General features: G+C 63.5%; 12 protein-coding genes. 2 read left to right on the top strand and 10 right to left on the bottom strand.

Annotation, left to right across the window (positions count from 1 at the left end; genetic code table 11):
• Positions 1-71 precede the first annotated feature (71 nt).
• The 8 genes from R2N03_RS00825 to R2N03_RS00790 form a co-directional block, all read right to left on the bottom strand.
• Complete coding sequence (locus R2N03_RS00825) at positions 72-3314, bottom strand: pilus assembly protein (RefSeq protein ID WP_316653957.1); 3243 nt, start codon at positions 3312-3314, stop codon at positions 72-74.
• A 30-nt stretch (positions 3315-3344) separates the two neighbouring features.
• Positions 3345-3908 (bottom strand): pilus assembly PilX family protein, encoded by a 564-nt coding sequence (locus R2N03_RS00820; protein WP_316653955.1) that lies wholly within the window; start codon positions 3906-3908, stop codon positions 3345-3347.
• Positions 3909-3911: 3 nt separating this feature from the next.
• Positions 3912-4967 carry a PilW family protein gene (locus R2N03_RS00815; RefSeq protein WP_428984353.1) on the bottom strand — a complete coding sequence of 352 codons (1056 nt, stop codon included), beginning with the start codon at positions 4965-4967 and terminating at the stop codon, positions 3912-3914.
• The gene (pilV, locus tag R2N03_RS00810; RefSeq protein ID WP_316653953.1) at positions 4964-5575 is read right to left on the bottom strand and encodes a type IV pilus modification protein PilV; all 612 of its coding nucleotides are present in this window, start codon (positions 5573-5575) and stop codon (positions 4964-4966) included. The genes R2N03_RS00815 and pilV overlap by 4 nt, the downstream gene beginning before the upstream one ends.
• On the bottom strand, positions 5575-6039 hold the full coding sequence (locus R2N03_RS00805) for a GspH/FimT family pseudopilin (RefSeq protein ID WP_316653951.1): 465 nt from the start codon (positions 6037-6039) through the stop codon (positions 5575-5577). The genes pilV and R2N03_RS00805 overlap by 1 nt, the downstream gene beginning before the upstream one ends.
• A 3-nt stretch (positions 6040-6042) precedes the next feature.
• The gene (locus R2N03_RS00800) at positions 6043-6480 is read right to left on the bottom strand and encodes a type IV pilin protein (RefSeq protein ID WP_316653949.1); all 438 of its coding nucleotides are present in this window, start codon (positions 6478-6480) and stop codon (positions 6043-6045) included.
• A 198-nt stretch (positions 6481-6678) separates the two neighbouring features.
• Complete coding sequence (locus tag R2N03_RS00795; protein ID WP_316653947.1) at positions 6679-7818, bottom strand: PilT/PilU family type 4a pilus ATPase; 1140 nt, start codon at positions 7816-7818, stop codon at positions 6679-6681.
• A 44-nt stretch (positions 7819-7862) separates the two neighbouring features.
• Positions 7863-8906 carry a type IV pilus twitching motility protein PilT gene (locus tag R2N03_RS00790; protein WP_316653945.1) on the bottom strand — a complete coding sequence of 348 codons (1044 nt, stop codon included), beginning with the start codon at positions 8904-8906 and terminating at the stop codon, positions 7863-7865.
• A 122-nt stretch (positions 8907-9028) separates the two neighbouring features.
• On the opposite strand from R2N03_RS00790, the gene R2N03_RS00785 reads away from it, so the two are divergent.
• The gene (locus R2N03_RS00785; RefSeq protein ID WP_316653943.1) at positions 9029-9745 is read left to right on the top strand and encodes a YggS family pyridoxal phosphate-dependent enzyme; all 717 of its coding nucleotides are present in this window, start codon (positions 9029-9031) and stop codon (positions 9743-9745) included.
• 30 nt (positions 9746-9775) lie between these two features.
• Positions 9776-10600 carry a pyrroline-5-carboxylate reductase gene (gene proC / locus R2N03_RS00780; RefSeq protein WP_316653941.1) on the top strand — a complete coding sequence of 275 codons (825 nt, stop codon included), beginning with the start codon at positions 9776-9778 and terminating at the stop codon, positions 10598-10600.
• A 71-nt stretch (positions 10601-10671) separates the two neighbouring features.
• Here proC and ubiA read toward each other — a convergent pair whose 3' ends face one another.
• Together ubiA and katG are read right to left on the bottom strand one after the other, a co-directional pair.
• A complete protein-coding gene (ubiA, locus tag R2N03_RS00775) occupies positions 10672-11547 on the bottom strand; it encodes a 4-hydroxybenzoate octaprenyltransferase (protein ID WP_316653939.1) in 876 nt (291 codons plus the stop codon).
• 67 nt (positions 11548-11614) lie between these two features.
• A complete protein-coding gene (gene katG, locus R2N03_RS00770; protein WP_316653937.1) occupies positions 11615-13771 on the bottom strand; it encodes a catalase/peroxidase HPI in 2157 nt (718 codons plus the stop codon).
• Positions 13772-13880 lie beyond the last annotated feature (109 nt).

Below are 13880 nucleotides of genomic sequence, written 5' to 3'. Positions count from 1 at the left end.
AACGCGGCGCTCATACGGCCGATTGTAAAACGGCCGCAACTGCTGGCGGCCGTGTATGGGTTGTGTGTGGATTATTTGTCGGTGTTGGAGAACCAGTAGGTTCGCTTGCGTCTGCCCAGCCCCTTGGGCGTGACCTGGACTGGAGAGAGCGCCGACCCGCCGCTACCTGTCCCGGTCTGATTGCCGCAGCCAAAGCAGACCGGCACGGAAGAGGTTGTACCGTTGCCATTATTGATCAGGACAACGCCATACACCGAGGAGGGCGGGAAGCCGCCGCCATCGAGTACAACCGAGCGGTTCGGATTTTGCCCGGTCCCGGTCAGGAAGCCGACCGAGTAGGCGCGCGCGATACCCAGGTTCGGATAGCACTGGCCTGAGGTGGGAATGGCCGGCGTGTTGGTCCCGAACGTGGTGTAGCCGGCAACCGTCAGCGGAGCGTTCACCACCTTCTCGCCGGGGTTGGGCAGCGTGATGAAGAAGCCTGAGCCCGAGCCGTCGTACGCCAGCGTGGACGCATCGAACAGGTTGGCTTCGGTGATCGGCGTCCAGTTCGCGGGCATGCTGCCGAGATTCGGGTCCTTCACCATGTAGAACCGGTTGACCACGTTGTAGGCCGTGCCGGGCGTCGTCGAGGAGGAATACAGCGGGTGCTCGCGATCGCCAGTGCCCGCCATGACGGCGTTGTAAGCGGATGTCGGCACCACATCGGGGGCATAGAGGAACTTGCGCGCGTTGTTGGTGTTGGCGGCGCCGCCCAGGCTGGCGAGTTTGGTGATCGTCCAGTTGGACGGCGTATTGCCAGCGGGGGTCTGGAAATCCACGCGCCAGATGTTGCCGCCGACGTCTCCGGCGTAGGCCATCTGGATATAGCCGCTGCCTGTGCGATCGACCACCGTGACGTCAGACGGAATGGACCGCGTCAGACCGGTGTTCTTCACGCACACCCCCGCCATGCCGGTACAGCTGGGAAGCGCGCTCCACACTGGCGCCCCCGTGTAGGCGTCCAGCACCACGATCCCGCGGCCCATCGTATCGGTGCCGGGGGCGGGATCACTGTCCTCGGAGCCTGCGTCATAGCCGGCGCCCATGATCAGCAGAGGGCCGGAGTAGCCGGCTACGGTCATCAGGCGCGGTTTTGACCACGTCTGGCCGAGTTCCGGAATGTCGCTATTGCTGCGCGACCACAGATATTGCGGACTCATCGGATTGGTCACGTCCAACGCGTAGACCAGGTTCCCGCCGCGACGTGCGGTCAGGTAGATGATCGTGCGCGGGCTTGCCGGATTCCGCTGATCCTGCATGACGGTCGTGCTGCCGTCAAAGAAATCGTCGCGCGGCGTCGGCGTCGGCGAAATGCCTTTCGGCGTCGTGGACAGCTTCACTTCCGGCGAGTTGGCATAGAGACGGCTCAGCTTGCCGATGAACTCAGGCGCGATGAAGCCCCACAGTTCACCGCCGGGCCGGACACCGTTGATGCCCATGTTCTGGTTAGCGTTGACGGCATGGAACACCCCGTCATTGGCGCCATAGAACGCCACGATGCCGATGCTGCCCCCATAGTTCACGACGACGGGGCGTGAATGCAGCACGTCGCCATGAATCGAACTGCGCACGGTCACGGATCCACCCGGTCCGGTCTCGGCTTCCTGCCCGGCGCCGGTGCTGGCCCCGCCGTCAAGCGCATAGACGTCGCGTCCGCGCACCCAATTGATCAGATAGTTCTGCTGCGCCGAGGTGATCGTCGGCGCCCCGCTGGTACCGGAATTGATCGCGTTCAACCCGTTGGTACCGGTGAGCCAGCTGTTGGAGGTATCGAAGGACGGCATGGCCCCGCCGAGCGGACAGGTTCCCACGCCGTTGCACGTGTAGAGCGTCCGCCCCGACTGGCCGGTCACGTTCTGGGCGCGCAGCATCTCGCCGGCGCCGCCCTTTTCAACGATCTGGCCATCGGGCGAATCCACGTTCCAGCCCACGCCGGATGGGCTGTTCTGCCAGAAGCCGTTGCTTGGCCAGCCGGATACCCCAGACGTTCCATAGCCGCCGGTACCGAACGTCAATGGCGGCTCCTGGGTCCAGAAGCTCACCGCCGTGGGAGCAATGAAGCCCGTACCCGCATTGCTGATGGCGGGGTTCCCGAGCGAATCCTGCAGCACGATATTGCCGCTCGAGTCGTACCCGACCTGGTACTGCTTGAGATTGCCCATCCAGCGCGGTGCAGCCGTGGCATCAGGCCGGAACATGCCGATGTAGACCTGGCTCAGGAACTGACCTTGGGTGTTGACCGCAGCCGGCAGACTGACCGATGCGAAAACGCTGTTGACGGCCTGGATTTCATTGAGGATCGACAACAGGGCCTGCTGCAACCCTTGCACGTCGCCGAGCTTGATGGTGTAGGCCTTGCCGCCACCGTTGGTGGCCATGCTGTTGTCGAACGCGACGTAGTCGGGGTTCTTGCCGTCCGTGACCGTGATGGCGTATGTGACGACGTTCTGCGGATTGGCCGAATTGGCCGTCCCCTGCAGATCGGTCTGATACATGAAGCGCGCCCACTCGTCGCCCCAGTTGCTCTGATACTTGTTGTACGTCGGGATGACGATCTGCTGAAGCTGTGACGAAGTCGGCGTCGGCGCGGCGGCGGCCAGCGCGCTGTACATCTGCGAATCGCTTTCAGCCGGGTGGCCGCTGTTGGTCGCGTTGCCGATGTAGATGATGAAATTGCGCTGGCACGGATCCGTGAGGGGCGACGTGTACTGGTTGCCCGACAACGCAATCATCTTGTTGAGCGAGGAATGGTATCCGTAATAAAACGACCAGGCCTCCTGCATCGCGCCCGACGTCTGCACGTTGTTGCCGTTCAGATCGCTGGGAAACTGATTCTGCATGTACGACAGGAAACTGTTCACCCCGTTGCCGTCCATTGTCTGCAGGGTTTGCGCTGACGGCGAGCTTGCAGACGGGAACCGGAAGATGCCGCCGGGGCTCTTGGGGTCGAACATCATCAACCCGAGGTTCAGGTTACCCAGCAGCGGCGAAGTACTGTTGATCGACTGGATGGCCCCATACAGCGCGCATTGCTCGGCGCCAGAACTCTTCTTCGGGTTGGCGACCGTCAGACCTTGCGCAGAACACGTGAACGTGGCGTTGGCGTCCGAGTTCGCGCCATCGTCAAAGATGATCAGCACGTTGGGCTTGCCAGCGTTCTGCTGCAACCCCGTGTAGAGATCAATATCCTCGGCGCCGGCTGGCTGAAGTCCCAGCGCGAGCGTGAGGGTCGCCGCAGCAGTCAGGGCGATACGTTTGGCAAATGTGCGCATGTCAGTCTTCCTGGCTTGGCGCGTGCGGGCTTAGGGGCACAACGTGCCGGTGAGCACCCGTACAGCGACACCCTGGTGTAGGGTGGTGTTCGTATTTGTTGCGTTCGCATCGTTGACCGTGGCGCGGACGTCCCACTGCGTCGCACTGCAGTTCGACATGCCGCCGGGCGTGCCTGCCTTGGTGAGCAGCCCCGTATCCGAATTGGTATTGACGCCGCCAAAGCAGGTGGAATCGGTCGCGAAATTCGGGCTGGCCGGATCCAACGTCAACTGGGTGTTCGATATCTGCTTGGTAGCCAGGCAGGTCGGCGCTGCCACCTGCGCCGTATAGTCGGGCTTGCCATCCCCGTTGACATCCACGGGCACGTTGACCGCCGCAGCCGCAGGGTTGCCGGTGAAGTCGGAGCTGATGACCTGTTCGATCCCCTGCTGCGCAGCGCTGCGCGCTTCCAGCGTGTACTGCTGATTGCCTGCGATCTTGGTGTTGATGACGCTCGAATTCATCATCATCACCACGATGCCCATGAACATCGCCAGGAAGATCAGGGTGATGATCAGGGTGACGCCTGACTGGCGTGCCGGTAGACGCCGCATGACTTACTCCCGTGGGCCTGCCACGTTGACGACGCGCGCGACTTCCGCGTAGACGTGCCGCTTGTAGCTGTCGTAGGTGGGAACTGAGAGGACCGGGTTGGACGGCGTGCCGCGGCCCAGATCGTAGCTGCGGCTGTCTTTCCACCCGGCAGACGGGCTCAATGTGCGGGCCAGCACATTGATGCGCACAGCCGTCACGTTGCTCCAGTTGGTGAGAGACGATGTCGTCCAGTTGTATCCGCCCACGGTGGTGCATAGCCCACTGTTATCGACGCCAGGGTCCGAGACGTAACAGTCAGCCGAGCCATTGCCATCCATGTCGACGCCGTACGAAAAGTGGATGTCTTCGATACCCTGCGCAATGGAAGTCGGCTGGAGCACTCCGCCGGCGAGTTCGGCCACTTTCAGCGTGGGGATGCCGTCGCCACCGTTGCTGCAGCGATCACACGTGGCCAGATAGAAGATACGAACGCTGGCCTGGCGCAGCTCGGCCAGCGTGTTGCACGACTTGTCGTTCAGCGTGAACGTTGCGGCGGGGCCGCTGCTGAAAATGAACGGACTCGTATCGGTGGTACAGAACGAATCCTGCATGTACGCCTGACCCACATTCATGGTGGTGGGCGTCACCGAGGTGGTCGAAACGCGCCTGACCACCAGGATTTCCGAGTTGGGCACCACGTTCGACAGGCAGGGGGCGGCCGGGTTGGTCCCGTACGCGTAACCATAGATCGCCACCGGAACCGTTGCCGGGCTGTTCGAGAAGCCGAGCATGTTGGTCGCCGCCGCGCACAGGTTCGGCGCAGACCATGCCGCGGCGCCGATCAGGTTGGAATCGCCAAAGTAGCCGCCCAGCGCCACTTCATGGCTGATCACGTCGAGCGCGTAGCGGCCATTCTCGATCTGGGTTGCACTGTTGGCCAGCTGCACGCGCGATTGCGAAGTCGATACATACAGACTGCCCAGCGCAACCAGCAGCAGCAGGCCAAGCGTCATCGCGATCATCAACTCAACCAGCGACAGCCCGCGCTGCCGCGACAGCGGCCGGTGTGTGCGCATCATGACAGCACCCCGATTCGGATTTGCACACTGATCGCACGCCGATAGGCATCGTCACCGAATGCACCCGTACCACTGCCGCACGGCAGCGAGGATGGCACCGTCTTGACCAAGCCCTGCCAGGCAACTAACACACGGTAGATCTGGTTGACCGCGTCGAGCTGTTCGATGCAGCCGACCGCGCCGATCATGGCGCCGAGGGCGGTTGCGCCGCTGGCGGTGCTGGCCTTTTCTGCGCTACCGATCAACTCGGTACTCCAGGCCGCAAGATCCGCTGTGGCAGTGGCCTGCTGGGCGGCTGTGCCCGTGGCGCAGGTTGTTGGCGTCGTATTCGTTCCGTTACCGACGATGGTCATGGTGCCGGCTGCGGCATAGCAAGGGGCGGCCTGCCGATTGGCGTTGAGCCGAGTAGCCATATCCTGCAGCAGTGTCAGTGCCTGCACGCGCTGGTAAGACTCCATCTCGGACTGGTTGGAGCGCCCCATCATCCCGGCCGCGCCTAACAGCGCCACCAGCAGGATCACCACCGAGATCAGGATCTCGATGAGGGAGGCACCGCGCTGTCCGGGGGTGCGCAAGCGGTGACGATGCAAACGTACGGTGGCGCTCATCAGCATGTCCCCGAAACCACGGCAACGCGGCCGGTGCCGCCCACCTGCACGCAACTCGGTGAAACGGATTGCGCAGTGCTGGTCGGCGTGACCTGGAACGTGACACCGCCCGCGGTGGGCCGTCCGTCATTGCCGAACGAGAGTGAGTTGCCGTTGCTGGGCGTAATCGTCACGCCGCTGTACGGGCCAAACGTCCGGACGACGGCGCCGTTCACTGCCAGCGTCCAACCGGTAGCCCAACTGGTGGCGGTGGATACCGTCGCAGTGCTGTTCTGCTTGACGGCCTCGCTGCGCGCCAGCGTCATGGCTGTAGAGAGATCAAACGAAGCGTTGCGCGTCGCCTGGGACGCGATCATGCCCGAGAACGACGGTACGGCAATGGTCACGAGAATCGCCAGAATGGCCAGTGTGACCATCAGCTCTGTCAGCGTGAACCCTTGGGAGGACTTGCGCGGCGCTGCCATGGCTCACTTCCAGCAGTTGGATGCACCACCGGACGCCGTCTTGGCGCCCGTATTCGTCAAGGCCAACTGGCCGCAGGCCGTGTCGTTCGTCTGCTGTGAACCCTGCGGCGTCGCGGTCAGCTGGTACGACGGCGGCACGCTGCTCGCGCTCAGCGCCAGGGTGTAATTGGACGCAACGTTGGCGGGCACGTTGCTGGCGTACTGCAGCGTGGTCAGATCCGGCGCGTATGCGCGGTTGTCGAGCAGAAAGCGCTCCTGGGCAGCCGCCACTTCCTGCATGAAGGACTCGGCCGCCGCGCGATTGGAGCGCACGATGTAATTGATATAGGAGGGATAGGCGATGGCGGCCAGAATGGCCACGATCGCCACCGTGATCATGAGCTCGATCAGCGTAAAGCCGCGCGCTGCGTGCGCGCGCTGACATCTCGGCTTACTTGCCACGTTTTTACCCACCCGGATTTGCTGTTGCTTTTATCGTTTTGATGCGCGCCCGTCCCATGACCCGACAGACCCGCTCACCGTCTAAACGGCAGTTCTCGAGAAATATTAAGGAAAGAACATGAAACCCGGGTGACTTCGCGTGCGGCGCAAACGTTATGCGGCGTAAATTACCTCAAATGGTGTAGTGGTTTGGAGACATCACACGACATTGAGGTGCTCGGTCCCGGCTGACAGATCGGTCTGGCCGCCGCGCTTGCTGTGCAGCTTGATCTGTAGCCGCAGGTCGTTGAGGGAGTCGGCGTTGCGCAGCGCATCTTCGTAAGTGATCTTGTCTTCTTCGTACAGCTCGAAGAGCGCCTGGTCAAACGAGATCATGCCCTGCTCGCGGGATTTCTTCATGACCTCCTTGAGCTCATGGATCTCGCCCTTGAAGATCAGATCCTGCACCAATGGGGTAGCGAGCATGATCTCCACCGCGGGCACCCGTCCCTTCTTGCCCTTGCGCGGCAACAGGCGCTGGGCAACCATCGCACGCAGGTTCAGCGACAGATCGATCAGCAACTGCTGGCGTTTCTCTTCGGGGAAGAAGTTGATGATCCGGTCAATCGCCTGGTTCGAGTTGTTCGCGTGCAGCGTGGCCAGGCACAGGTGACCGGTTTCAGCGTACTGGATCGCATATTCCATCGTGTCGCGATCGCGGATTTCGCCGATCAGGATCACATCCGGCGCCTGGCGCAGCGTGTTCTTCAGCGCCACATGCCACGACTCGGTATCGACACCCACCTCGCGCTGCGTCACCACGCAGTTCTGGTGTGCGTGCACGTATTCCACCGGATCTTCGATGGTGATGATGTGGCCATACGAATTGGCGTTGCGATAACCCACCATCGCCGCCAGCGAGGTCGACTTGCCCGACCCCGTGGCGCCCACCACGATCACCAGGCCGCGCTTGCTCATCACGATCTCGTTCAGGATCGGCGGCAAGTCCAGCTCGCCCAGCGTCGGGATCTTCGTGTTGATGGTCCGCAGCACCATGCCGGCGCGGCCCTGCTGCATGAACGCCGACACGCGGAAACGCCCGGCACCCGGCGCCGTGATGGCGAAGTTGCATTCCGAGCTGTCCTCGTACTCGCGCAGCTGCTTCTCATTCATGATCGACTTGACCAGACCGAGGGCCTGCGTGGCATTCAGCGGCTGCTGCGAGATCGGCGTGACCTTGCCGTCCACCTTGATCGCGGGGGGAAATTCTGCCGTGATGAACAGGTCCGAGCCACGGCTGTTCACCATCAACTGCAAGAGTTCGTGGATGTATTTGGTGGCGGCTTCGCGGTCCAGCATGGCGTGCCCCTCCTGAAGGGAAATGGATTTCGCGTTGCCGCGTGTCAGGCCGCGAACGCGTCCGGGTTCTTGGCGATGGCGCGCGCATCCGCGTAATTGATCGCCGAGCGCTTGATGAGATCTGCCAGGCACTGGTCGAGCGTCTGCATGCCCATGCCGCTGCTGGTCTGCATCATCGAGTACATCTGCGAGATCTTGTTCTCGCGGATCAAGTGACGGATGGCCGGCGTGGCAATCATGATCTCGTGCGCCGCAATCCGGCCCGAACCATCGCGCGTCTTGAGCAGCGTCTGCGAAATCACCGCCTCCAGCGATTCGGAAAGCATCGTCCGGACCATCTCCTTCTCGTCCGACGGAAACACGTCGACGACCCGGTCAATGGTCTTGGCGGCCGAGCTGGTGTGCAGCGTGCCGAACACCAAGTGGCCGGTTTCTGCGGCAGTCAGCGCCAGGCGGATGGTTTCAAGGTCACGCAATTCGCCGACCAGCACCACGTCCGGGTCTTCACGCAGTGCCGACTTCAGCGCATTGGCGAACGAGTGGGTATGGGGCCCGAGTTCACGCTGGTTGATCAGGCTCTTCTTCGATTCGTGCACGAATTCGATCGGGTCTTCCACCGTGAGGATGTGGCCCATGTCGTTTTCGTTGCGGTGGTTGACCATCGCGGCAAGCGTGGTCGACTTGCCCGAGCCGGTCGGGCCCGTGACGAGCACCAGACCGCGCGGCTTCATCGCCAGATCGGCAAACACGGCGGGGGCCTTCAGGTCATCCAGCGAGAGCACCTTCGACGGAATCGTCCGGAACACGGCCGAAGCACCGCGGTTCTGGTTGAAGGCGTTGACCCGGAAACGCGAGAGGCCCGGGATCTCAAACGAGAAGTCGACTTCCAGGTTTTCTTCGTAGACCTTGCGCTGCCCGTCGCTCATGATGTCGTACACCATGGAGTGCACGTCCTGGTGCGTGAGCGGTGGCACGTTGATCCGGCGCATGTCGCCGTGGATCCGGATCATCGGCGGCAGTCCGGCCGACAGGTGCAAGTCCGACGCCTTGTTCTTGGCGGAAAACGCCAGAAGCTGCGCGATGTCCATCTTATAATGACCCCCGACTTTTTTATGTCGCCCGGGCGTCGCAAAGGCGCCTCCAGACGCGCTCCGAGCCGTTGATTTGACGTGCCGGAACCTTGTTTATTTGTAACAAACGTCGCCGGATTATGTCTGTAATCGCCGCCAACTTGCAAGCCGTGCGTCAACGGATCACAACGGCCTGCACACTGGCTTCGCGCGATGCTGCGGGTGTCACATTGCTGGCCGTTTCCAAGACGTTCGACGCCGATGCCGTACGCGCCGCCCATGCCGCAGGGCAACGCCTCTTCGGCGAAAACTACGTGCAGGAAGGCGTCGCCAAGATCGACGCGCTGGCCGACCTGCGCACGGGCCCCGACCCGATCCGCTGGCACTTCATCGGTCCCCTGCAGAGCAACAAGACGCGCGCCGTGGCCGAGCAGTTCGACTGGGTACATAGCGTCGATCGCCTCAAGATTGCCGAGCGGCTGTCGGCCCAGCGCCCCGATACCTTGCCGCCGCTACAGGTCTGCCTGGAGATCAACATCAGCCGCCAGGCCAGCAAGCATGGCCTCCTGCCCGATTTCGATGAAGTGCTTGCCGTGGCACAAGCCGTGTCGGCCCTACCCCGCTTGCAGTTGCGCGGCCTGATGGCCGTGCCCGAGCCCAGCGATGACCCTATGGCCCAGCGCAAGCCTTTTGCGGATCTGCGTGCCCTGGCAGGCCGCCTGCGCGAGGCTGGCATCCCGCTCGATACCTTGTCGATGGGCATGTCTGCCGACCTGGAAGACGCGATTGCCGAAGGCGCCACGATTGTGCGCGTCGGCAGCGCCATCTTCGGGGCGCGGCACTATGCCAACGCCTGAATTCCTGTTTTCTCTCACACCACCACTCTCATGCTCGACACTCTGAAACTCGGCTTCATCGGCGGCGGCAACATGGCGGCGGCCCTCATCGGCGGCCTGATCGCCAAGGGCGCGCACGGCGCCAACATCGTGGTGGTGGACCCGACGGAGGCGGCACGCGCCCGCGCCGAACAGACCTGGGGTGCCCGCACCGGCGCCTCGCCCGGTGCAGAGTTGGCGGACCGGGACGTCATCGTCATCGCTGTCAAGCCGCAGCAGATGCGCGAGGTGTGCGCGCAGCTCGCGCCGCATCTGCGTGACAGCCTGGTGCTGTCAGTGGCGGCCGGCATCCGCATGCAGGATCTGTCGCGCTGGCTGAATGGCCACACGCGCATTGTCCGCGCCATGCCGAACACGCCCGCGCTCTCCGGTCTGGGCATGACGGGGCTGGCCGCCAATGCCGGCTTGTCCGACACCGACCGCGCCACGGCGAGCGCCATCGCCAACGCCGTCGGCAAGAGCGTTTGGGTCCCGAGCGAAGCGCAGATCGATGCCGTCACCGCCATCTCGGGCAGCGGCCCGGCCTACGTCTTCTATTTCATCGAAGCCATGCAGCAGGCGGCGCAGGAGCTTGGCCTGTCGGCCGAGACTGGCCGCACGCTGGCGGTGGAAACCTTCCTTGGCGCCGCCACGCTGGCTGGCCAGTCGAGCGAGCCGGTCGAGGTGCTGCGCGAGCGCGTGACGTCAAAGGGCGGCACGACCTACGCGGCGTTGACGTCCATGGAGAGCGCAGGCGTCAAGTCAGCCTTCGTGCGCGCCATGCATGCCGCTGCCGCGCGCGGCAAGGAAATGGGCGAAGCGTTCGGGCGGGATTGAGCTGACGGGTGCATCCCCTGCGCCTGCCCGGCAGGGGATCAAGAGCGGGCAAGCCACCTCGCAGACCCGCCTCAGCGCAGCGCGTACGCAGCCGCCACACCCGCAAACAGGCAGGCCCCGAGCCAGTTGTTGTGGCGGAACACAAAGAAACACTGCAGGCGATCCCGCGTACGCAGCATCGGGTAATACCAGAGCGCCAACGCCACGGCGGCGGCAAACCCGATCCAGTACGCGACGCCCAGCGCCATGACGTGGCCTGCCCAGGCCATGATGCCGAAGAAGCCCACGTAGCACAGCATGATGGCGGCCACGTCAAAGCGGCCAAAGGTGATGGCGGAGGTCTTGATGCCGATGTGGAGATCGTCGTCGCGATCGACCATCGCATACGCCGTGTCGTACGCAACGGCCCAGCACACATTCGCAACGAGCATCCACCACGCCAGCGCGGGCACCTGGTCCTGCACCGCCGCATAGGCCATCGGAATACCGAAGCCGAACGCGATACCCAGGTACGCCTGCGGAATCGCGAAAAACCGCTTGAAGAACGGGTACGTGCCGGCAATCACGATGGCCGCGACCGACATCCATTTGGTCAGCGCGTTCAGTGGCAGAATCAGCGCAAATGCAATGACTGACAGGGCGCCCGCCAGCGCCAGCGCTTCCCAGGGGGCGATCAGGCCAGCGGTGAGCGGGCGCTCCTTGGTGCGTTTGACGTGCTTGTCGAAATCGCGGTCGGCCCAGTCGTTGACGGCGCAGCCCGCCGAGCGCATCAGGAAGGTGCCGACCGTGAAGATCACCACCAGCGAAACCGATGGATGGCCATCGGCGGCCATCCACAGCGCCCACAGTGTCGGCCACAGCAGCAGCAGCGTGCCGATGGGCTTGTCGATGCGCATCAAGCGCGCATAGAGCACGAGGCGGCTGGGTCGGGCGGCGGACGACTGCATGGAATTCACCAAAAGAAAATGGCGCCTGCACGAGGCAAGGCGCCATTTTAGTCCCGATGACCGGGGCTCAGGCCAGATCGAAACGGTCGAGGTTCATCACCTTGACCCAGGCGGCCACGAACTCGCTGATGAAGCGCTCCTTGCCGTCGGCGCTGGCAAATACCTCGGCCAGCGCGCGCAGGATCGAGTTTGAACCGAACACCAGATCGACGCGCGTACCGGTCCACTTCAGCTTGCCGGACTCGCGGTCATAGCCTTCGTAGATGTCGCCGGCTGGCTTCCATTCGGTGCCCATGTCCAGCAGGTTGACAAAGAAGTCATTGGTGAGCGCTCCCGGGGTGTGGGTGAGCACGCCATGCTGGCTGCCATCCGCGTTGATGTTGATGGCGCGCAGCCCGCCGATCAGCACCGTCAGCTCGGGCGCCGTCAGCGTCAGCAGTTGCGCCTTATCGAGCAGCAGCACTTCGGCCGGCACCGCAAAGTCGGCTTTCTGGTAGTTGCGGAAGCCGTCGGCGACCGGTTCCAGCGGCGCGAACGAGGCAGCGTCGGTTTGCTCGGCCATTGCATCAACGCGGCCCGGCGTGAACGGCACCGTGACGGTCGTGCCCGCAGCCTTGGCAGCCATTTCGATACCGACGCTGCCCGCGAGCACGATCACATCAGCCAGCGAAGCCTTGCCGGAGGCGCGCTGAATCTCCTCCAACTTGGCCAGCGTGCCAGCCACCGGCTGGTTGACCGCCCAATCCTTCTGCGGCGCCAGGCGAATGCGCGCACCGTTGGCACCGCCGCGCTTGTCCGAACCGCGGAAAGTCGAGGCAGACGCCCACGCCACGGCAACCAGCTCGGATGCCGACAGGCCCGAAGCAGCAATCTTCGCCTTGAGGTCGGCGATGTCGGCCTCGCTCGGCTTGTGGATGGCAGCCGGCAGCGGGTCTTGCCAGATCAGATCTTCACGCGGCACTTCCGGGCCGAGGTAACGCGACTTCGGGCCGAGGTCGCGGTGGGTCAGCTTGAACCACGCGCGTGCGAAGGCTTCTGCAAACGCCTGCGGGTTGTTGAGAAAGCGGCGCGAGATCTTTTCATAGGCCGGATCGAAGCGCAGCGACAGGTCGGTCGTCAGCATGGTCGGGCGGCGCTTGGGCGAATCGGGCGTCGGCCCGGGAATGATCGCTTCCGCATCCTTGGCCACCCACTGCAATGCGCCCGCCGGGCTCTTTTCCTGCACCCATTCGTACTTGAACAGGTTCTCGAAGAAATGGTTGCTCCATTGCGCAGGCGTTTGGGTCCACGTGACTTCGAGCCCGCTGGTGATCGCGTCCGCGCCCTTTCCGGTGCCGAACGTGCTGGCCCAGCCCAGGCCCTGGGCTTCCAGCGGCGCCGCTTCAACGTCTGCGCCGACGTGGCTCGCCGGGCCCGCGCCGTGCGTCTTGCCAAAGGTGTGGCCACCGGCGATCAGGGCCACGGTTTCCTCGTCGTCCATCGCCATGCGGGCGAACGTTTCGCGGATATCGCGTGCGGCAGCAAGCGGGTCGCCATTCCCGTCCGGGCCTTCCGGGTTCACATAGATCAGGCCCATCTGCACGGCGGCAAGCGGATTGGCGAGATTGCGGTCGCCCGAATAGCGCGTCTCGGCGAGCCAGGTGGTCTCGTTGCCCCAGTAGACGTCGTCGTCCGGTTCCCACGTGTCTTCGCGGCCGCCGGCAAAGCCGAAGGTGCGGAAGCCCATGGTTTCGAGCGCCACGTTGCCGGTCAGGATCAGCAGGTCGGCCCATGAGATGGCTTGGCCATACTTCTGCTTGATCGGCCACAGCAGGCGGCGCGACTTGTCGATGTTGACGTTGTCGGGCCACGAATTGAGCGGCGCGAAACGTTGTTGGCCGCGCCCTGCACCGCCACGGCCGTCTCCGGTGCGATACGTGCCGGCGGCGTGCCACGCCATGCGGATGAACTGCGGACCATAGTGGCCGAAGTCGGCCGGCCACCAGTCCTGGGAATCCGTCATCAGTTTGCGCAGGTCTGCCTTGAGCGCTTCGTAGTCGACCGACGCGAAGGCCTTGCGGTAGTCGAACTTCGCGCCGAGCGGGTTCGACTTTTCCGAATGCTGATTCAGCAGATCAACGCGCAGCCGATTCGGCCACCAATCCTTGTTGGACGTACCGCCACCGAAGGCATGGGGCGCAGCAGAGGCATGGCCGGAAAACGGGCATTTTGCTTCAGAAGTCATGGTTTTCTCGTGAGGTCATGGGGGTGGGAGCGGCCCCGCCCGCGACCCAGCGGATGACGGGCGGGGGGGCGATTGTTCTGCTGTCCGGAGCCTTGCGGTCCGTGTGGCG

Source organism: Ralstonia condita, from assembly GCF_958405655.1.
GTDB classification, from domain to species: domain Bacteria; phylum Pseudomonadota; class Gammaproteobacteria; order Burkholderiales; family Burkholderiaceae; genus Ralstonia; species Ralstonia condita.
The sequence above is the reverse complement of the archived record's forward strand: the minus strand, read 5'-3'. Positions and strand labels throughout refer to the sequence as shown.